General features: G+C 64.4%; 12 protein-coding genes. 9 read left to right on the top strand and 3 right to left on the bottom strand.

Translation table 11 applies throughout. The features are described from left to right. The first annotated feature begins 203 nt into the window (after window positions 1–203). From glgA to OMP44_RS08095, 9 genes are all read left to right on the top strand, one after another. On the top strand, window positions 204–1,787 hold the full coding sequence (gene glgA / locus OMP44_RS08135) for a glycogen synthase GlgA (RefSeq protein WP_280307297.1): 1,584 nt from the start codon (window positions 204–206) through the stop codon (window positions 1,785–1,787). A 159-nt stretch (window positions 1,788–1,946) separates the two neighbouring features. Next, window positions 1,947–3,752 carry a malto-oligosyltrehalose trehalohydrolase gene (gene treZ / locus OMP44_RS08130; RefSeq protein ID WP_280307296.1) on the top strand — a complete coding sequence of 602 codons (1,806 nt, stop codon included), beginning with the start codon at window positions 1,947–1,949 and terminating at the stop codon, window positions 3,750–3,752. Beyond that, the gene (gene malQ, locus OMP44_RS08125) at window positions 3,749–5,815 is read left to right on the top strand and encodes a 4-alpha-glucanotransferase (protein WP_280307295.1); all 2,067 of its coding nucleotides are present in this window, start codon (window positions 3,749–3,751) and stop codon (window positions 5,813–5,815) included. The genes treZ and malQ overlap by 4 nt, the downstream gene beginning before the upstream one ends. Further along, on the top strand, window positions 5,812–8,619 hold the full coding sequence (treY, locus tag OMP44_RS08120) for a malto-oligosyltrehalose synthase (protein WP_280307294.1): 2,808 nt from the start codon (window positions 5,812–5,814) through the stop codon (window positions 8,617–8,619). The genes malQ and treY overlap by 4 nt, the downstream gene beginning before the upstream one ends. Continuing rightward, window positions 8,616–9,119 (top strand): DUF2934 domain-containing protein, encoded by a 504-nt coding sequence (locus OMP44_RS08115; RefSeq protein ID WP_280307293.1) that lies wholly within the window; start codon window positions 8,616–8,618, stop codon window positions 9,117–9,119. The genes treY and OMP44_RS08115 overlap by 4 nt, the downstream gene beginning before the upstream one ends. 249 nt (window positions 9,120–9,368) lie before the next feature. Further along, window positions 9,369–11,558, top strand: coding sequence for a glycogen debranching protein GlgX (gene glgX, locus OMP44_RS08110; RefSeq protein WP_252977116.1), 2,190 nt, complete (start codon window positions 9,369–9,371; stop codon window positions 11,556–11,558). After that, complete coding sequence (locus tag OMP44_RS08105) at window positions 11,555–12,316, top strand: endonuclease/exonuclease/phosphatase family protein (RefSeq protein ID WP_133861799.1); 762 nt, start codon at window positions 11,555–11,557, stop codon at window positions 12,314–12,316. Before glgX ends, OMP44_RS08105 begins: the two co-directional genes overlap by 4 nt. Continuing rightward, a complete protein-coding gene (clsB, locus tag OMP44_RS08100; protein ID WP_280307292.1) occupies window positions 12,313–13,560 on the top strand; it encodes a cardiolipin synthase ClsB in 1,248 nt (415 codons plus the stop codon). The genes OMP44_RS08105 and clsB overlap by 4 nt, the downstream gene beginning before the upstream one ends. Further along, complete coding sequence (locus OMP44_RS08095) at window positions 13,557–14,603, top strand: lysylphosphatidylglycerol synthase transmembrane domain-containing protein (protein ID WP_273861620.1); 1,047 nt, start codon at window positions 13,557–13,559, stop codon at window positions 14,601–14,603. The genes clsB and OMP44_RS08095 overlap by 4 nt, the downstream gene beginning before the upstream one ends. A 7-nt stretch (window positions 14,604–14,610) precedes the next feature. Here OMP44_RS08095 and OMP44_RS08090 read toward each other — a convergent pair whose 3' ends face one another. The 3 genes from OMP44_RS08090 to treS form a co-directional block, all read right to left on the bottom strand. Continuing rightward, window positions 14,611–15,336: a polysaccharide lyase family 7 protein gene (locus OMP44_RS08090; protein ID WP_187979187.1), complete on the bottom strand. Its 726-nt coding sequence runs from the start codon at window positions 15,334–15,336 to the stop codon at window positions 14,611–14,613. 89 nt (window positions 15,337–15,425) lie between these two features. Further along, window positions 15,426–17,645, bottom strand: a complete 2,220-nt coding sequence (gene glgB / locus OMP44_RS08085) for a 1,4-alpha-glucan branching protein GlgB (protein WP_280307291.1) — start codon at window positions 17,643–17,645, stop codon at window positions 15,426–15,428. Beyond that, window positions 17,642–20,971 (bottom strand): maltose alpha-D-glucosyltransferase, encoded by a 3,330-nt coding sequence (gene treS, locus OMP44_RS08080; protein ID WP_273861622.1) that lies wholly within the window; start codon window positions 20,969–20,971, stop codon window positions 17,642–17,644. Before treS ends, glgB begins: the two co-directional genes overlap by 4 nt. Window positions 20,972–21,091: the final 120 nt, after the last annotated feature.

Here is a 21,091-nt window from a genome sequence, read left to right as displayed (position 1 = left end):
TGACGTTGTCCGAGAGTCAGTGCGAGAGCAATCTGGAATTCCGCGAAGCAGTTCTCGCCCAAATCCAGACATCTCAGAAGAGATGACCGGCAAAAAGGCTGTAGCAGCTCGGCTGTAGGCGTTTTTGAACCAGGAGCATCGAGCTTCAGGAAGAAGCAATCAGGTAAACCTCAGTCTCGAACTTGCTGCATTGGGAGCGCACCATGGCAAATGCCGTCGTGGGGAAATTTGGGGCTCTGGAGCCCGTTGAAACTGCCACTCTTTCCACCAGATCCAGCTCTCCTCGCAAGCGCACGGATGAGCCTCAGCTGACGCTGAGCTCCGTCGTCGAAAGCCGCAAACGTATCCTCTTCGTGACGCCGGAAATTTCCGACTTCGTCAAGGCCGGTGGCCTGGGCGAGGTTTCGGGCGCCCTGCCGCGCGCCCTCGCCGCCTCCCATGACGTCCGGGTGCTGATCCCCGGCTACCGTCAGGTGATGGCCGCGATCAAGGACCGTGTGCAGATGGTCGGCCGCATCGCCGCCCGTGCCGCCATGCCCGCCTGTGACATCGGTCGCGTCAATCTGGACGACGGGCTGGTCGTCTATGTATTGATCTGTCCCGAGCTGTACGAGCGCTCGGGCAATCCCTACGGCGACCTGAACGGCGCCGACTGGGCCGACAACCACATCCGTTTCGGTCGTCTGGCCAGCGCCGCGGCCGACTTCGCCCTGGGCGACGCCTCGATTCGCTGGGTGCCGGACCTGCTGCACCTCAACGACTGGCAGACCGGCCTCGCTGCTGGCTACCTGCGTTGGAAGGGTGCCAGCACCCCTTGCCTTACCACCATCCACAACCTGGCCTACCAGGGCCTGTTTCCCGCCTCGGTCATGGCCGACCTGGACATCCCCGCCCATGCCTTCCAGATGGAAGGCCTCGAGTTCTGGGGCAAGGTTTCCTTTCTCAAGGCGGGCCTGGTCTATGCCGACCACATCACCACGGTCAGCCACACCTATGCCCACGAGATCACCACGCCCGAATTCGGCTGCGGCCTGGAAGGGCTGCTGCAGGTCAAGGCGCGGGAAGGCAAGCTGACCGGTCTGCTCAATGGCATCGACGATGGCTGGAGCGCCTGCAGCGATCCGCATCTGTGCCAGCAGTTCCACGAATCCGACTGGGACGGCAAGGCGGTCAACGCGGCGCGCATCCGCGAGGAATTCGGTCTCGAGCCGTCCAATGGCCCGCTGTTCGCCGTGGTCTCGCGGCTGGTCCAGCAGAAAGGCATCGATCTGACCATCCAGGCCGCCGATCACATCGTCGCCCGTGGCGGCCAGCTGATGATAATCGGTTGCGGCGAGCCGCACATCGAGCGTCAGGTGCGGGCCCTGGCCCTGCGCTACCCTGGCCGCGTCAGTGCCCACATCGGCTTCTGCGAGACGGAAGCCCGACGCATGTATGCCGGCAGCGACTTCCTGCTGATGCCCTCGCGCTTCGAGCCTTGCGGCCTGAGCCAGATGTACGCCCAGCGCTTTGCCTCCCTGCCGATCGCCACCCGCACCGGCGGTCTGGCCGACAGTATCGAGGACGGCACCACCGGCTTCCTGTTTGCCCCGCTGTCGCTGGAAAACTACATCAGCGCCATCGACCGCGCCCTGGGTGTGTTCGAACGTCAGGACCTGCTGCTGGCCATGCGGCACCGGGCCATGCAGGGCCCATTCTTCTGGTCCGAATGCGCCAAGCCGTACGCCTCGCTGTACCTCGATCTGCTCCAGGCCACCGCGCATCAGGAGCGTCACGTCGGCGCCTGATGCCCGACGTGGCTACCAAGCGCTTTTCCTTCGCCAAAAGGCCGACGAAAAGCGCTATCCCCGCCCAACTTTGAGCAACTCTCACCGGTCATAACAGCAACTGCGGCCAACTGGGCCGCAGTGTCTTTTCTGCCGTCCGGCTTCGGGAGTTCTCTATCCATGACTGATATTTCGCGCGACGCAGCCGCGGTGACCGGGGGCTATGCCTGGCAAACCCGTGCCGGTGCCACCCTGGTGGGCAAGGACCGCACCTTCTTCCACTTCTGGGCACCCAGCGCCGATGCCGTTTCGGTGGTCCTGGAAGGCGGCATGACCCTTGCCATGGAGGCCGAGCAAGACGGCTGGTTCGCGGTCGAGGCCCAGTGCGGCGCCGGTACCCGTTATCGCTATCAGATCGAGGACCTGCTGGTCCCGGATCCTGCGTCCCGCGCCCAGGCCGGCGACGTGCACGAGCCAAGCATCGTCATCGACCCCACCACCTATCACTGGCAAAGCGTCGAGTGGCAGGGTCGCCCCTGGCACGAAAGCGTCATCTACGAATTGCATGTCGGCACCCTGGGTGGCTTTTCCGGTGTCGAGAAGCTGGTACCCCGCCTGGCCGCGCTGGGCGTCACCGCCATCGAACTGATGCCGCTGTCGGAATTTCCCGGCGATCGCAACTGGGGCTATGACGGCGTCCTGCCCTATGCGGTGGAAGCCTCCTACGGCACCCCGGACGATCTCAAGTCGCTGATCGACACCGCCCACGGCCATGGCGTCATGGTCTACCTGGACGTGGTCTACAACCACTTCGGGCCGGACGGCAACTACCTGCACGCCTACGCCGAGCGCTTCTTTCGCGAAGACATCCATACACCCTGGGGCGCCGCCATCGATTTCCGTCAGGACGCCGTGCGCCGCTACTTCATCGACAACGCCTTGATGTGGCTGATGGAGTACCGCTTCGATGGCCTGAGATTCGATGCGGTCCATGCCATCAACGACAAGGGCTTCCTCGAAGAGATGGCCGAGGAGATCCGCAGCACCGTCGAGCCGGGTCGCCACATCCACCTGATGCTGGAAAACGAAGACAACACCGCCACCCTGCTGGGCGGCAAGCACTACGACGCGCAGTGGGCGGACGACTGGCATAACGTCATTCATCCTATGCTGACCGACGAGAACGAAGGCTACTACCAGGACTTCACCGAGGACGCCACGGCCAAGCTGGTGCGCTGCCTGGGCGAAGGCTTCATTTATCAGGGCGAGCAGACCCGCCACGGCAAGGCGCGCGGTGAACCCAGCAAGGACCTGCCGGCCTCGGCCTTCGTCATCTTCCTGCAGAACCACGACCAGGTCGGCAACCGCGCCTTCGGTGAACGCCTGACCCGTCTGGCACCGGAGCCGGCGCTGAAGGCGGCCACCGCGCTCTTGCTGCTCAGTCCGATGATTCCGCTGCTGTTCATTGGCGAGGAATGGGGCAGCCGTCAGCCCTTCCTGTTCTTCACCAGCCACAACGATGAACTGGCCGAACTGGTCCGCGATGGTCGCCGTAACGAGTTCAAGGACTTCGATTTCTTCACCAGTGAAGAGCATCGCCAGCAGATCCCCGATCCGAACGCGCCCAAGACCTTCGAGGACTCCAAGCCCAATTTCGGCGAAGCCGATCAGCCCGATCACGCTGCCTGGCTGGGGCTGTACCGCGAGCTACTGGAGATCCGCCACCGCGAACTCTTCCCGCGTCTGGAAGGGGCGCGTCCCGCAGGCGCCGAAGCCCTGGCCGACCGGGCCGTGCGCGCTCGCTGGAGCCTCGCCGACGGCAGCCGCCTGACCATCGAACTCAACCTGAGCGACAAGGCCGTGCAGCTCGACGAGGCGCCTCAGGGCGAGTTGCTGCACAGCAGCGACGCTGCAGCAACGCCTGCCCGTCAGGACCGCACGCTGACCGCGCATTCGGCACTGGTCTGGCTGGAGAAAAAGGCATGAGTGGCGATCGTCTGGAACAACTGGCCGAGGCCGCCGGCATCGCCATCGAATGGACCGCCTACGACGGCCAGCGCCAACGCGTAAGCCCGGAGGCGCTGCGCAATCTGCTCAAGGCCATCGAATTGCCGGCGGACAGTGACGCCGATATCGACGCCAGCCTGCGCAAGCTGGCCGAGGTGGGTGACAAGCACCACTTGCCGCCGCTCATCACCGCAGTGGTCGATAAACCGGTCGGTGCGCCGGACCAGTTCAGGCGCGGTGTCCGCTACCAGGTACAGCTGGAAGGCGGCGAGCGTCTGGACGGCCAGGTCGACGACCGCGGACAGCTGGCGCCGATCAGCGCCGCCGGTTATCACCAGGCCGAGGTCGATGGCGAAGCCCTGACACTGGCCGTCGCGCCGGAACGCTGCTTCACCATCGCCGACGCCACCGGCAATGAACAGGCCCGTCTCTGGGGTCTGGCCGTGCAGCTCTACAGCCTCAGACGCGAAGGGGGCAGCGGCGCCGGCGATCTCCAGGGCCTGGTGCACTTCGCCAAGGCCGCCGGCGACAAAGGCGCCGACGCCCTGGCCATCAGCCCCTTGCACGCCATGTTCAGCGCCGATGGCAGCCGCTACAGCCCCTACTCGCCATCGAGTCGGGTGTTCTTCAATGTGCTCTATGCCGCGCCGGAGCTGGTCCTGGGTGCCGAGTCCGTACGCCAGGCCATGCAGCGCGCCGGTCTGCAGGCGGAAGCCGAGCGCCTGGAGCAGCTGGAGCTGATCGACTGGCCGGCGCTGGCCAAGCTGCGCCTGCGCCTGTTGCGCACCCTGCACCTGGATTTCCGCACCGCCGGCGGCGAGCTGCGGGAACGTTTCGAGGCCTTCCGCCGCGACGGTGGCGAGGCGCTGGAAAACCATTGTCGCTTCGAAGCCCTGCATGCCTCCTTCACCCAGGGCGCTGCCTCGCCGAGCTGGCAGCATTGGCCGCAGCAGTATCGCGACCCCAGGAACCCGGCCGTGGCCGAATTCGCCGAACGCCATGCCCAGGACGTGGAGTTCTACGCCTTCACCCAATGGCTGGCCAGCGAAGGGCTGTCCGCGGCCCAGGCACAGTGCCGCGACGCGGGCATGAAGATCGGCCTGATCGCCGATATCGCCGTGGGCGCGGATGGTGGTGGCAGCCAGGCCTGGAGTCGGCAGGAAGAGTTGCTGGCCTCGGTCACCGTGGGTTGCCCACCGGACCTGCTCAACCAGAAAGGCCAGGGCTGGGGCATTTCCGCCTTCTCGCCCACCGGCATGATCCAGCATGGCTTCCGCGCCTTCATCGAGATGCTCAGGGCCAACTTCGCCCATGCCGGCGGTGTGCGCATCGACCACGTAATGGGCCTGCAACGCCTCTGGCTGGTGCCCGAGGGCGCTTCGCCGGCCGACGGTGCCTATCTCTCCTACCCCATCGACGACCTGCTGCGACTGGTCGCCCTGGAATCCTGGCGTCATCGCTGCGTGGTCATGGGTGAAGACCTGGGGACGGTGCCCGAAGGCTTCCGCGAACGCCTGGCCGAGCGCGCCATCATGGGCATGCAGGTGCTGCTGTTCGAGCGAGATGGCAAGGCCTTCAAGCCCGCTGCGCAATGGTCGGACACAGCCATGGGCATGCCCACCACCCATGACCTGCCGACCCTTACCGGTTGGTGGCAGGGCCGCGATGCCGACTGGCAGGAGGAGCTGGGGCTGCTGCCCGATGGCACCTCGCGCCAGGACCGGCTCGACGAGCGGGCCGAGGATCGCCAATACCTGGCCAAGGTGCTGGAACTGGACGACCCCCGGGAAAGCAATGTCGAACAGGCGGTCGATGCCGCCATCGCCTTCATCGGCCGCACCCCGGCACCGCTGATCATCCTGCCGGTGGAAGACGCCCTGGGCCAGCTGGAGCAGGCCAACCTGCCCGGCACCACCAACGAACACCCCAATTGGCTGCGCCGCTGGGACGACCCGGCCGAGCGCCTGCTGAACGCTGCTACCCCTAAACGACGCCTGAGCGTGCTGAGCACTGCGCGTAATAATCCGGAGAACACTCGATGAGTCGCTTGCGCGCTACCGTACGCCTGCAGTTCCACAAGGACTTCACCTTCGACGATGCCCTGCCCCTGGTGGACTACTACGCCAAGCTGGGTATCAGCCACGTCTACGCCTCGCCCATCACCACCGCTCGCGCCGGCTCCGTGCACGGCTACGACGTGGTGGATCCGACCCGGGTCAACCCGGAGCTGGGCGGCGAAGACGCGCTGCGGCGCCTGGTCGCCCGCCTGCGTGAGCACGGCATGGGGCTGATCGCCGACTTCGTGCCCAACCACACCAACGTGGGCGGTTCGGAAAACGCCTGGTGGCTGGATATTCTCGAATGGGGTCGTCAGAGCCGCTATGCCGGCTTCTACGACATCAACTGGTACGGCCCGGACCCGGATCTGCAGGGCCAGGTGCTGCTGCCCTTCCTCGGTGACGCCTATGGCAACGTGCTGCAGGCCGGCGACCTCAAGCTGGTGTTCGACGCCGAGCAAGGCGCCTTCCGCGTGGAGTACTACGCCCACCACTTCCCCATCAACCCAGGCACCTATGGCCAGATCCTGCGCGAGAGCGACCTGCCCCAACTGAGCCTCTTCGCGGATGCCTTCTCGGCACGTGCCAAGGATCTGGACGAAGCCCGCGGCGCCCAGCGCCAGCTGGCGGACGCCGCCAGGGATCCCGCTGTGGCAGCGGCCATCGAGAAGGCGGTCGCCGCCTTCGATGGCAGCCAGCCGGCCAACCAGGAACGCCTGCATGCCCTGCTGGAGAGTCAGCATTATCGCCTGGCCAGCTGGCGCACCGCATCGGACGACATCAACTGGCGGCGCTTCTTCGACATCACCGAACTCGGCGGCCTGCGCATGGAGCGCCACGAGGTGTTCGAGGAGACCCATTCGCTGATCTTCCGCCTGATCAGCGAAGGCCTGCTCGACGGCCTGCGCCTGGATCACATCGACGGCCTGGCCAATCCCCGTGCCTATTGCCGCAAGCTGCGCCGTCGGGTGGACGACCTTTGCGCCAGCCGCACCGGTGGCGCGCCGGAAGATGGCTTCCCCATCTATATCGAGAAGATCCTGGCGGACGGCGAGCAGTTGCGCGAAGGCTGGGGCATCGATGGCACGACCGGCTACGAGTTCATGAACGAGGTCTCGGCGGTGCAGCATGCGGCCAGCGGCGAAGCACCGCTCCGCCGGTTCTGGGCCGAGCGGACCGGTCGTACCGAGGACTTCCTCGAAGAGGTACGGGAAGCACGGCGTCTGGTTCTCACCGGCGCGCTGTCCAGCGAATTCGAATCCGCCGTGCACACCCTGCACCTGCTCGCCCAACAGGACTGGCGTACCCGCGACACCAGTCAGGGCGCCATCCGCCGGGTGCTGCTGGAGCTGATCGTGCAGTTCAAGGTCTATCGCACCTATGCCGGCGCGGCGGGTTTCGTCGGTGCCGATGCCCAGTGGTTCGATACCGCGCTGGAGGCCGCCCGCCCCCATGTCAGCGAAGCAGAACAGCCGCTACTGGAGCAACTGCGCGCCTGGCTGGGTGGTGATGCCCCGCGGCACAAGCCCGTGGGCAGCGTGGCACGTCGCGAACAGCGCCGGGCGATCACCAAGTTCCAGCAGCTCACTTCGCCCATTGCTGCCAAGGCCGTGGAAGATACCGCCTGCTATCGCTCCGCACCGCTGCTGTCGCGCAATGACGTGGGTTTCGATCCGCAGCATTTCGCCCAGCCGGTCAGTGCCTTCCACCAGGCCAGCGGTTGGCGCGCTGAACACTTCCCGCGCAACATGCTCACCACCGCGACCCACGACCACAAGCGTGGCGAGGACACCCGCGCTCGCCTGGCGGTGGTCTCGGAACGTCCGGATGCCTACATCGCCCAGGCCACCCGCTGGATGCAGCAGGCCGCCCCGCTGCGCGGCCAGTGGAACGACGCCCCGGCGCCGACGCCGGGCGATGAACTCATGCTCTACCAGACCCTGCTCGCCAGCTGGCCACTGCATCTGCAGGCCGATGACCGGCAGGGTCTGGAGGCCTATCTGGAGCGTCTGCTGCAGTGGCAGGAAAAGGCCCTGCGCGAGGAGAAGCTGGAGTCCGACTGGTGGGCTCCGAACGGGGACTACGAAGCGGCCTGCAAGGCCTTTCTGGAAGGTCTGCTCACCGACGATCAGTACCGCGGCCTGCGCAGCGAGATCGTCACTGCGGTACAGGAACTGGCGCCAGCAGGTGCCCTGAACGGCCTGGTGCAGATGCTACTGCGCAATACCGCGCCCGGCGTGCCCGACCTCTACCAGGGTGGTGAATTCTGGGACTTCAGCCTGGTGGAGCCCGACAACCGTCGCGCCGTGGACTACGCCCCGCGGCAGCAGGCGCTGACCAGGCACGCCTCGGTCGATGCTGCTCTGGATGCCTGGCAGAACGGCGAGGTCAAGCAGCAGGTACTGGCTGCCGTATTGCAACTGCGCAAGCAGCGGCCGCAACTGTTCACCGAAGGTGACTATCTGCCCCTGAGCGTAGTGGGTGCCCACGCCGATCAGGTGCTGGCCTTTGCCCGTACCTGGGAACAACAGGCAGTGATCGTCATCGTGCCGGTGCATGCCTCCGAACTGCTGGAGAACAACGGAAAACTGCAATTTTCCGCGGAGGCTTGGCAGGACACCCGGATAAAACTTCCCGAAACCTTGTCCATGTACCGTTTTGGGGAAACTTTTGCCCCGGCATCTGTCCATGACCAGAAGAAAGAGCTTTCTGTCGGCGAGGTTCTGGCACGTTTTCCGCTTGGATTGCTCAGCACACAAGACATCACTCAAGGAGCCGCACCGCAATGACCCAAAAAGACGAACGCATCCAGCAGCTCGCCTATCAGATCTGGGAGTCCGAAGGACGGCCGGCTCACGAACATGATCGCCACTGGGAGATGGCGACCCGACTGTACGAAGCCGAACAGGAAGGCGTGGCCAAGAAGACCGCGGCCAAGAAGCCTCGCGCGACCAAGGCTGCAGCCAGCGCGGAAAAGCCTGTTACTAGCAAGGCCGGCACCACCGGCAAGACCAAGAGTGGCAGCGAGAAGGCCGCTACCGAAGACGCAGCTGCCGGTGAGTCCGTGACCGAGAAGGTCGAGTCGGCCGCCAAGAAGGTTGCCAGCAAGGTCAAGCAGGCGGTCAAGCCCAGTGCAGGCAAGACCGGTGCGAGCAAGGCCCCGGCCAGCAAGGCAAAGGCTGACGCCAACGTCGAGGCCACCGGCGTAGGTGTGGCACCAGCCACGCTCAAGAAGCCGCGCGCTTCCCGTGCCAAGGCGGCCACGGCCAAGCCTGCCGCCACCGAGTGATGTGATGTTCCGGCCTGGCCGTTCGGCCAGGCCTTCCCCTGCCGCCTCGCTGCGGCGTTCGCGTTACCGCTGTTCTCCTGATTTTTCCAGAAAAAACAACGCTTTGTCGGTTCGCCATCAGGGCCCGGAACTGCGCTGCGTCGGGCCTTTCATATACAGGTAGCCGGATCTGTATCGATTCAGCCACCGGCAGGTATTGAGAGCCGAGTCAGAGCTACTTCCTTCCTAGCTATCCCCGAGAGCGTCGAAATGACATCAACCGATTCCAACAAGCCCTTAACCGAAGCGACCGCGTTCATCAGCAAGTCCAAGTCTCGTGTTCGTGAAGGCCTGCCCTATCCCCTGGGCGCTACCTGGGACGGCTCCGGCGTGAACTTCGCCATCTTTTCCGCCAACGCCACCAAGATAGAACTCTGTCTCTTCGACGACGAAGGCAAGGAAGAAATCGAACGCATCGAGCTGCCGGAATTCACCAACGAGATCTGGCACGGCTACCTGCCCGATGCCCGTCCCGGCACGCTCTACGGTTACCGCGTACACGGCCCCTATGAGCCGCAGAATGGCCATCGCTTCAACCACAACAAGCTGCTGATCGATCCCTACGCCAAGCAGATCGTCGGTGAGCTGGAGTGGAACGATGCCCTGTTCGGCTACACCATCGGCCATGCCGATGGCGACCTGTCTTTCGACGAGCGCGACAGCGCCCCCTTCATGCCGCGCTGCCGGGTGATCGACCCGGCCTTCACCTGGGGCAACACCACCCATCCGCGTGTCCCGCGTGACCGCACCGTGTTCTACGAGACCCATGTCCGCGGCTACACCATGCAGCACCCGGCAGTGCCCGAGAATGCCCGGGGCACCTTCTCCGGCCTGCAGGAAAGCGAAGTCATCGATTACATCAAGTCGCTCGGCGTGACCTCCGTCGAGCTGATGCCGATCCACTACTTCCTCGATGACAACCACCTGCTGGAAAAGGGCCTGAGAAACTTCTGGGGCTACAACACCCTGGCCTTCTTCGCCCCGCACTCGCGCTACATGGCCAGCCAGTCCATCGGCGAATTCAAGGTGATGGTCGCGCGCATGCACAATGCCGGCCTCGAGGTCATCCTCGACGTGGTCTACAACCACACCGCCGAAGGCAACGAGATGGGCCCGACCCTCTCGCTGAAGGGCATCGACAACGCCAATTACTACCGCCTGATGCCCGATGATGCGCGTTACTACATCAACGATACCGGTACCGGCAACACCCTGAACATGAGCCACCCCTGCGTGCTGCAGATGGTCACCGACTCGCTGCGCTACTGGGCGACCGAGATGGGCGTGGACGGCTTCCGCTTCGACCTGGCCACCATCCTGGGCCGCGAGCCGGACGGCTTCGACGAAGGCGGCGGTTTCCTGCATGCCTGCCGTCAGGATCCCATCCTGGCCGAGACCAAGCTCATCGCCGAACCCTGGGACTGCGGCCCCGGCGGCTATCAGGTCGGCAACTTCCCACCCGGCTGGATGGAGTGGAACGATACCTTCCGCGACACCGCGCGTGCCTTCTGGAAGGGTGACGAAGACAAGATCGGCGATTTCGCGAAGATCCTGCTGGGCTCCGGCGACAAGTTCAACCGTCGCGGTCGCAAGCCCTACTCGTCCGTGAACTTCGTGACCGCCCACGATGGCTTCACCCTGGCCGATACCGTGTCGTACAACGACAAGCACAACGAGGCCAATGGCGAAGGCAACAACGACGGCCACTCCCATAACCTGTCGTGGAACTGCGGTGTCGAGGGTGAGACCGACGATCCGGAGATCATCGAACTGCGCTATCGGCAGATGCGCAACCTGCTGGCGACCCTCTTCCTCTCCCAAGGCACGCCCATGCTGCTGGCTGGGGACGAGTTCGCGCGTACCCAGGGCGGCAACAACAACGGCTACTGCCAGGACAGCGAGATCGGCTGGGTCAATTGGGAGATCAGCGAAAAGAGCGCCGAACTGCAGGAGTACGTGCGCAACCTGATCGACCTGCGTCGCCGCTATCCGCTGCTGCGTCGTAGCCGCTTCTTCACCGGTGCCTACAACGAAGAACTGGGCGTTAAGGATGTCACCTGGCTGCAGCCCGGCGGCACCGAGATGGGCGACGAGCAATGGCAGGACGGCAGCAACAAGTGCATGGGCATCCTGCTCGATGGCCGTGCCCAGCCGACCGGCATTCGTCGCAAGGGCGCGGATACCTCGCTGCTGATTCTGGTCAATGCTCATTATGACGTGGTGGATTTCACCCTACCGGAAGTCCCCATGGGCGAGCATTGGTCCCTGCAGCTGGATACCAATCAGCCTGACCTGGATGCCGGCGACGTCTTCAATTTCGGAGACACCTATCAGGTCACCGGACGCTCGGTATTGCTGTTCGAGCTGACCCAGACCAAGCGGAGGAAGCGCCAGGCATGACGAACGCGCAACAGGGTTTTTCGTTCAAGGTCCTGACCATCAACACGCACAAGGGCTTCACGTCCTTCAACCGCAAGTTCATCTTGCCGGAATTGCGCGAGGCGGTGCGGACGGTGTCAGCGGACATTGTCTTCTTGCAGGAGGTATTGGGTACCCACGAAAAGCACCCGTTGCGCTTCGAGAACTGGCCGGCGGCGCCGCAGTACGAGTTCCTGGCCGATTCGATGTGGACCGACTTCGCCTACGGGCGAAATGCGGTCTACCCGGACGGCCATCACGGTAATGCGGTGCTGTCGAAGTTTCCCATCGTCAGTTACGACAACTTCGACATTTCCATCGCCGGTCCGGAAAAGCGCGGGATGCTGCATTGCGTCCTGCGTATCCCGGATCAGGCCGTGGATCTGCACGTCATCTGCGTGCATCTGGGCCTGCGCGAGAAACATCGCCAGATGCAGATGCAGCTGATCTGCGAACACATCAATTCCCTGCCCAGCGATGCCCCCGTCGTGGTGGCAGGGGACTTCAACGACTGGCGTCAGAAGGCCAATGACATCCTTGGCCAGGGCGCGGGACTCGAAGAGGTGTTCATGAAGACCGCGGGGCGCCTGCCCAAGACCTTCCCGGCCAAGCGACCCCTGCTCTGCCTGGATCGCATCTACACGCGCAACGTCAGCGTCGGGCGCCCACAGGTGCTGGGCAATCAGCCATGGTCGCACCTGTCCGACCATGCGCCCCTGGCTGCGGACTTCCACCTATGAATTTCGAATGGCGGGACGGAAACCGCATCGCCTTGCTGGAAAACGGCGAGGACTTCTTTCCACGGGTCTTCGAGGCGATCCGCGCGGCCGAGCGCGAGGTCATCATCGAGACCTTCATCCTCTTCCACGACAAGGTCGGCAAAGCCTTGCAGAAAGAGCTGGTCGCGGCGGCCAAGCGTGGTGTCCAGGTGGACATCACCGTGGACGCCTACGGCTCGCCCGATCTGCCACGCGACTTCATCGATGAAATGGTGCATGCCGGCGTACGGTTCCGCTATTACGATCCGCGCCCCCTGGTCATGGGCATGAGGACCAATCTCTTCCGCCGCCTGCATCGCAAGATCGTGGTGGTGGACGCCCGCCTGGGGTTCATCGGCGGCATCAACTACTCCGCCGAGCACCTGGGCGACTTCGGACCCGAAGCCAAGCAGGACTACGCCGTCGAGGTCGAAGGCCCCATCGTCGATGACATCCACCGCTTCGCGCGGGACGCCATCAACTCCCCGGAGGAAACCCACCGCTGGTGGGGCAAGCGCTCGCAGAAGCCGGCCGACAACCGCAATCCCGGCAATGCCCAGGCGCTGCTGGTGTTCCGCGACAACGACGAGCATCGCGCCGACATCGAAAAGCACTACCTGGAGATGCTGCGCAACGCCAAGCGCGAGGTGGTGATCGCCAACGCCTACTTCTTCCCCGGCTATCGGCTGCTCAGGGAAATGCGCAATGCGGCGCAGCGGGGCGTCCGCGTGGTGCTGATCGTGCAGGGCGAACCGGACATGGCCATCGTCAAGGTCGGCGCGCAGATGCTCTACAACTACCTGGTCAAGGCCGGGGTGGAGATCTACGAATATTGCCTGCGGCCCCTGCACGGCAAGGTGGCGACCATGGACGAGCACTGGTCCACCGTGGGTTCGAGCAATCTCGACCCCCTGAGTCTCTCGCTGAACCTCGAATGCAACCTGATCTTCCATGACCACGCCTTCAACCGCGAACTGCGCGGTCGCCTGGAAACCCTGATCCAGAATCACTGCGAGCACGTCGACAGCAGCAAGGTACCCAAGCGCACCTACTGGCACCTGGCCAAGACGATGCTGGTCTTTCACTTCCTGCGCCACTTCCCCGCCTGGGTCGGCTGGCTGCCCGGTCATACCCCCAAGATCGAACTGGTGAGTCCGCCGGTGCAGCCCGAGCTCGAAACCCAGGATCGGGTCGATTCCTCGATTTCAAGGTATCCCCAACGATGAGCAGCCACAGCGACGCCCTGGATCATACCGACGACGAGGACGACCAGCAGGCTGCCGACAAGCCGCAGAATGGTCGCTGGGTGCTGGCGAAGAAGATCCTCACCTGGGTCTTCCTGATCGCGGTGGTGGTGCTGCTGGTGATCTATGCCCGCAAGGTAGACTGGGGCGAGGTCTGGAAGGTCTTCACCGGCTACAAGTGGACGACGCTGGCCATGGCCGGCGGCCTAGTGGTGCTGTCCTACATCATGTATGGCTGCTATGACCTGATCGGGCGGGCCTATTGCGGGCACAAGCTGGTCAAGCGCCAGGTGTTCCTCGTCTCCTTCATCTGCTACGCCTTCACCCTGACCCTGAGCACCTGGGTCGGCGGCATCGGCATGAGATACCGCCTCTATTCCCGCCTGGGCCTTTCCAGCGGCACCATCACCCGCATCTTTTCCCTGAGCATCGCCACCAACTGGCTCGGTTATATCCTGCTGGCCGGTGGCATCTTCGTCAGCGGCGTGGTGGACATGCCGCCTAACTGGTTCGTCGGCGATACCACCCTGCGGCTGATCGGCTTCGGCCTGCTGGCCTTCATCGTCTTCTACCTGGGCGTCTGTGCCTTCGCCAAGCAGCGCGAATGGACGGTACGCAAGCAGCGCCTCGCCCTGCCCTCGCTGCGCATGGCCTGCCTGCAGTTGCTGGTCTCCTCGATCAACTGGATGGCCATGGCGGCCATCGTCTACCTGTTCCTCGGCCGCCAGGTGGACTATCTGCATGTGCTAGGCGTGTTGTTGCTCTCCAGCATCGCCATGGTCATCGTGCATATCCCGGCTGGGGTCGGAGTGCTGGAGACGGTGTTCATCGCCCTGCTGGCCAATGACGGCCTCTCCCAGGGCAAGATCATCGCTGCGCTGCTCGGCTACCGGACGCTGTATTTCATCCTGCCGCTGCTGATCGCGGCCGTGCTCTACTTCGCCCTGGAAAGCCGGGCCAAGAAGCTCAAGGTCAGCAATGACCGACGCGAAGAGCGCAAGCAGCAGGAAAAGCACGCGACCTGAGCCAGTCTTACCGGTTGTTGGGCTGGTGCATGGAGATCAGCCGGTAGAACAGGACCCGTCCGCCTTCGGTGGCGGGCCCCTCGCCATCGCGCAAGCGGGCACCCGCCTTGAAATACAGGTGATGGCTGCTCCAGGCGCTGTCCAGTTGCAGACCCAGGTCACCGTTGCGCGACCCGGCACCATGGGCGCGGACGGTGAGCACGCCACTGCGGGCCAGCTTGATATCATAGCTGAAGCGGCTGTTGAGGGGCAGGCGCTCCAGCAGGATGACCTCCTTGGGGCTGTCACTGGGGCTTTCCCGCAACCGGGCGATCAACTGGCCCTGGGGGGTCTGTCCCTTGCCGGTCGCAGGGCTCTCCACGCGATAGATGAGTTGCAACAGCGCCTGGGGTGCTTCCGGCACGGCGGTCTGGTCCTCGATCTGGCTGATGATGACCTCGGGGCGTGAAGGCACCTGTTGCACCACGGCTTCAGCCTGCAGCAGGGCATCCCCTTCGCGGTATTTCCACGCATAGGCACTGCCGTCCGGGCGCGTCTCACGCAGCTCCGTGGCGGGATAGGTGTTGAAGGGTTGCGGCGTACCGGTCACCGGAACCCAAAACACCAGCGATCCCCCCTCGCCACGCGCGAGATAGGGGCTGCGAAAGCCGCTGCTGTTGAGTTCGGCGGTCTGTACCTGAGCCACGGGCATGGGTACGGGAACCGTCAGATTCCATTCGGCGAGATCGATCATGGTGTTCTCGGTTGCCAGATGCCTGACAAGCATCGCCCAGAACGGGGATGCCTGTCAGCGGAACGCGCCCCTGATGGGGCGCTCCCGGATCAGCCCTGCGGCTTGAACACCAGCAGACCCAGCGGCGGCACTTGCAGATTCAGCGAGGCCGGCTGGCCATGGGCGCCGATCTCCTCGGCCGTTATCCCGCCGCCGTTGCCCAGGTTGGAACCACCGTAGCGCTCGGCATCGCTGTTGAATATCTCCTGCCAATGGCCCAGCGACGGCACACCCACCCGGTAGTCGTGACGCGGTACCGGAGTAAAGTTGGCGACGACCAGCAGCGGTCGCTGCTGGGCGTCCTTGCGCAGCCAGGCGAAGACGCTGTTGCCATTGTCGTCGCCGACCACCCAGTCGAAGCCTTCGGGCAGGTGATCGCGCTCGTGCAGTGCCGGTTCGTGACGATAGAGCTGGTTGAGATCGGCCAGCAGCTGCTGCACGCCCCGGTGGGTGCCGTGCTCCAGCAGGAACCAGTCCAGCTCGCGATCATGACTCCACTCGCGCCATTGACCGAATTCGCAGCCCATGAACAGCAGTTTCTTGCCCGGATGGGTCCACATGAAGCTCAGGTAGGTGCGCAGATTGGCGAATTTCTGCCAGACGTCGCCCGGCATCTTCTCGATCATCGAGCCCTTGCCGTGCACCACCTCGTCGTGGGAGATGGGCAGCAAGAAACGCTCGGACCAGGCATACACCAGGCCGAAAGTCATCTGGTGGTGATGGTACTGGCGATAGACCGGGTCCTCTTCCACGTAGTGAAGAGTGTCGTTCATCCAGCCCATGTTCCACTTGAAGTCGAAACCCAACCCCCCTTCGCTGACCGGTGCGCTGACGCCCGGCCAGGAGGTGGATTCCTCGGCGATCACCAGGGCACCCGGCGCTTCCTCGTGGACCACCTCGTTGAGGTGACGCAGGAAGGCGATGGTTTCCAGGTTCTCGCGACCACCATGGATGTTGGGGATCCACTCGCCTTGCTTGCGCGAGTAGTCGCGGTAGAGCATGGAGGCCACGGCATCCACGCGCAGACCATCGATGTGGAAGTGCTTGAGCCAGTGCATGGCCGACGCCAGCATGAAGCCGTGCACCTCATGGCGCCCCAGGTTGTAGATGTAGGTGTTCCAATCCTGGTGGAAGCCCTCGTAGGGGTGCTCGTATTCGTACAGCGCGGTGCCATCGAAGCGGGCCAGGCCGTGTTCGTCGGTCGGGAAATGCGCCGGTACCCAGTCGAGAATGACGCCGATGTCGGCCTGGTGGCAGGCGTCAACGAAGGCGGCGAAATCCGCCGGGGTGCCGAAGCGCGAGGTAGGCGCGAACTGGCCCAGGGGCTGGTAGCCCCAGGAGCCGCTGAAGGGATGCTCCATGATCGGCAACAGTTCGATATGGGTGAAGCCCATCTCGCGGATGTAGGGAATCAGGCGCTCGGCCAGTTCGCGCCAGTTGTACTGGCGCCCCTCGTCACCGCCTTCACGGCGCCAGGACCCGGCGTGCAGTTCGTAGACCGAGATGGGCGCTTCCACACCCTGCAGCTCGCGACGGCGAGCCATCCAGTCCTGGTCGTGCCAGGTGAAGGGCTTGTTGTCGGCCACCACCGAGGCGGTGCGCGGTGGCAATTCCGCGGCCAGGGCGATGGGATCGGCCTTGAGCGGCAACACGCCGTGCTGGCCGAGAATCTCGTACTTGTAGGCCGTGCCCACCGGCAGACGCGGCACGAAGAGCTCCCAGACACCGCTGTTGGCGCGCAGGCGCATGGGCAGACGGCGCCCGTCCCAGCTGTTGAAGTCGCCGACCACCGAGACGCGCCGGGCATTGGGCGCCCAGACCGCGAAGCGCACGCCCTCCACGCCGTCGACCTGGCAGCGCTGGGCGCCAAAGGTCTCGCCGAGATTGCGGTGGCGGCCTTCGTTGAACAGGTAGAGATCGGTTTCTCCCAGCAGCAGCCCGAAGGAATAGGGATCCTCGGTCTCCTGCACGCCGCTGGGCCAGCGGATGACCAGCTTGTAGGGCGCGGCGTAGTCGAGCCGCGCGACGAACAGCCCGGGCACCCGCCCGGGTTGCATCTGGGCCAGCGACCGACCGCTGACGCGATCGACCAGCTCTGCGCCCAGGGCATTGGGCAGGAAGGCGCGGACGATCAGGCCCTCGCCATCCGGATGGGGGCCGAGCACGGCGAAGGGATTGCCATGCTCGCCACGGGCCAGGGACTCGGCCTCGGCAGCCGAGAGCCGGGCGTCGTCCAGCGGAGCGACAGGAACGGTGTTGTGATCGGTCATGCGCGGGCTCCGGACAAAAGGGTCTCGACGATGGCGGCAACGCCCCGTAGCGGGATGTTGATCCAGGTGGGTCGGTTGGCAGCCTCGTAGCCTATCTCATAGACCGCCTTCTCCAGGCTGTAGAGATCCAGCGCCGCCTGCTCGCCCCGCTCGCTCCACTGGTGGCCGATGTCGGCCGCCGCAGCGCGATAGCCTTCCAGGAAGGCCGCGTAGGAAGCATTGCGGTAGGTTTCTGCTGCCTTGGCACGCAGTTGCAGGTGCTCTTCCGAGGTGTCCGCGCCGGCGTTGCTCGACTGGGTGACCATGGCCGCCGCGTAGTCGAAGGAGCGCAGTACCCCGGCGACGTCCTTGTGCGGACCGTACTTGCCGCGACGTTCTTCCAACGACCGTGCCGGCTCGCCTTCGAAGTCGATGAGGATGGCGTCGTCCTGGGCCACCAGCACCTGACCCAGGTGCAGATCGCCGTGGACGCGGATACGCAGACCGCCCTCGACATCGGCCGCCAGGGCCTCGATGCGCTTGGCCAGGGCTTCGCGCTTGCCGACCAGGCCCTGCAACAGGGACTTGCCAGTGGCGTCGAGCTGATCGCCCATGCCCTGCAGGGTATCCAGGGCGTTGTCCACCTGGAGGCGAACGCGATGCGCCAGCTCCTTGGCCGCTTGGGCGTCCACGGTTTCGGGAGCGAAGGCCGCATCCTCGGTGGGCTGCGCCAGCACGAGATGCATCTCGCCCAGACGCTTGCCCAGCACGCCGGCGAAGGCCGTCAGATCGCCCATGGCGGTGAATTCGTTCTCCACGTCGGAGATGCCGCCGCTGAGCAGGTCACGGGTGACGCGATCCAGACCGTCGAGGCTCCAGGTCCAGGCATCGCCCTGGTTGTGGATGTGCTGCTGCACCAGCATCAGCACGTGCGGCGTGCCATCGGCCGCGATGCGCTGGGCCACGGCATGGGTCGCGGCGATGTTGGCGAACCCGGCCTGGGCCAGGTAGCGTCCCATCTCCACTTCCGGGTGGATACCCGGCGCCACCTTGCGGATCAGTTTGAGCATCAGGTGGTCGCCGACGATCAGCGAACTGTTGGACTGCTCGACGCCCAGGTGTTTGATCTCGATGTCCGGATCCAGCGCGAAGTCCTCGGCCTGGTCGTAGACCTCGAAACTCAGGTCCCCGGCAGGGGACGCCAGCCTGGCACCCTTGCGGAAGGCATCGAACACGCCATGCACGAAGCTGGTGAGGGCGAAGGCGTCGGTCACCAGCCCCACACGCCGCACGTGACGGATGCGGGAAAGCGCCAGCTGGGTCGCCAGCGGACTGCAATGCTGGTCCTCTTCGGCGAGGAAGCCGAGGGGCAAGGCGTAGCGCTCTTCGCCCTTGGCATTGGTCACCACCACCTCGCTGAACATCACCGGCAGCTTGGGCGTATTGATCTGCACGGCATAATCCAGCCGCACACCGGTGATGGCCTCGTCCTTGGAACCGAACCAGCGACGCTTGGGCAGATAGACCGGCAGCACCTCTTCGAAGATGCGGCGCGGCTCGCCGTCCAGCAGTTCCTGCAGATTGCGCTTGATGACCACCGTCTGGTAGTCGGGCATCGGTGCCGGCGGCTCGGTGTGCCAGGCGGGCATCTGCTCGTTGCCGGCCAGGTAGAACCAGTAGAAGCCATAGGGCGGCAGGGTCAGCATGTAGGGCAGCTGGCCGATGGGCGGGAAGGCGCTGCCACCGATCATTTCCACCGGTACCTGGCCGGCGAAGCTGGACAGGTCCAGTTCCACCGCCTGGGCAGCGCGGGAGACGTTGGCCACGCAGAGGATGGTCTCGTGCTCGCCCTGGGCATTGGTGAAGTCGCGCAGGTAGGCCAGGATGCGTCTGTTGGTAGGCGACAGCATCTTCAGGGTGCCGCGACCGAAGGCCTTCTGCTGCTTGCGCACGGCCAGCATGCGCCGCGTCCAGTTGAGCAGCGAATGGGGATCGCGCGACTGGGCCTCGACGTTGATCGCCTGGTAGCCGTAGAGCGGATCCATGATCGAGGGCAGCACCAGGCTGGCTGGGTCGGCGCGGGAGAAGCCGCCATTGCGGTCGACCGACCACTGCATCGGCGTCCGTACGCCGTCGCGATCGCCCAGGTGGATGTTGTCACCCATGCCGATTTCATCGCCGTAATACATCGTCGGGGTACCGGGCATCGACAGCAGCAGGCTGTTGAGCAGCTCGATACGCCGGCGGTCGCGCTCCAGCAGGGGCGCCAGGCGGCGACGGATGCCGAGGTTGATGCGCGCACGGCGATCCGAGGCGTAGTAGTTCCAGAGATAGTCCCGCTCGCGGTCGGTCACCATCTCCAGGGTCAGTTCATCATGGTTGCGCAGGAAGATCGACCACTGGCAGTTGGCCGGGATCTCCGGGGTCTGGCGCAGGATATCGGTGATGGGGAAGCGGTCTTCCTGGGCGATGGCCATGTACATGCGCGGCATCAGCGGAAAGTGGAAGGCCATGTGGCATTCGTCGCCATCGCCGAAATACAGCTGGGTGTCTTCCGGCCACTGGTTGGCCTCGGCCAGCAGCATGCGGTCGGGATAGTTGGCGTCGATCTCGGCGCGAATCTCCTTGAGCACCACGTGGGTCTCGGGAAGGTTCTCGTTGTTGGTACCGTCGCGCTCCACTAGGTAGGGAATGGCGTCCAGCCGCAGGCCGTCGACACCCAGGTCCAGCCAGTACCTCATGATCGAGATGACGGCCTTCATGACCTGGGGATTGTCGAAGTTGAGGTCCGGCTGGTGGGAATAGAAGCGATGCCAGAAGTACTGGCCGGCGACCGGGTCCCAGGTCCAGTTGGACTTCTCGGTGTCGAGGAAGATGATGCGGGTGCCATCGTACTTCTGGTCGTCGTCGGACCAGACGTAGAAGTTGCGCGCCGCCGAGCCCTTCTTGGCGCGCCGCGCGCGCTGGAACCAGGGGTGCTGGTCGGAGGTGTGGTTGATGACCAGCTCGGTGATCACCCGCAGGCCACGGGCATGGGCCTCGGCGATGAAACGCTTGGCATCGGCCATGGTGCCGTAGTCGGGATGGATGCCGCGGTATTCCGCGATGTCGTAGCCGTCGTCGCGCCGCGGCGAGGGGTAGAACGGCAGCAGCCAGATGGTATTGACGCCCAGGCTGGCGATGTAGTCCAGCTTGTCGATCAGGCCGGGGAAGTCGCCGATGCCATCGTTGTTGGAGTCGAAGAACGACTTCACGTGCACCTGGTAGATGATCGCATCCTTGTACCAGAGCGGGTCGTCGATGAAGGCGGCGGGTTTGCGGGAGCGAGCTTTATTGGGTTTTGCCATGTCGTCAGGTCCTTAACAGGGCGTCTGAAGCGTATGCGTGCACCGGTCGTCTAGGCCGTCCGGCGATGATGACGGAAGGCGCCAGGCACTCGGGGACCTGTCCCCGAGTGCCTGGCGCGC

Source organism: Pseudomonas flavocrustae (genome assembly GCF_029872515.1).
GTDB lineage: Bacteria > Pseudomonadota > Gammaproteobacteria > Pseudomonadales > Pseudomonadaceae > Chryseomonas > Chryseomonas aestiva.
Note: the sequence above shows the minus strand (reverse complement) of the source record. Positions and strands in the feature narration are given on the sequence as shown.